Annotated in this window: 1 protein-coding gene; it reads left to right on the top strand. The window is 43.3% G+C overall.

The window, feature by feature from the left end; all coding sequences use genetic code 11:
* On the top strand, nucleotides 1-270 hold a 270-nt coding region (locus ACNQ0W_RS25720; protein ID WP_417933346.1), incomplete at both ends, for a hypothetical protein.

Genomic DNA, 270 nt, shown 5'->3' with positions numbered 1-270 from the left:
GGCCACTAACCTTTGTGATGCGGTGTTTTGTACCGCATATCGGCAAAACAATAAGCTCAAGCTTTATTTTGAACGGCCAACTGATAACTCGGTAATGCTGTTTAACTTCCGGAATATCATTCCGGATAGTTACAAGCATGACCTTACCTTTGGCGTGATGGATGACTACGATGGACTGATCTATGAATACACGGATCCGAGCGATGATAGTCGTATCAATATCTATTTGCCAGACAAAGGAGCGAAGAACCCGAAAGAAGTGAAGTCTGT

Origin of the sequence: Enterobacter cloacae complex sp. 6730903 (genome assembly GCF_048283985.1) — a bacterium.
In the GTDB taxonomy this organism is placed as follows: Bacteria; Pseudomonadota; Gammaproteobacteria; order Enterobacterales; family Enterobacteriaceae; genus Enterobacter; species Enterobacter hormaechei_C.
The sequence above is the reverse complement of the archived record's forward strand: the minus strand, read 5'-3'. Positions and strand labels throughout refer to the sequence as shown.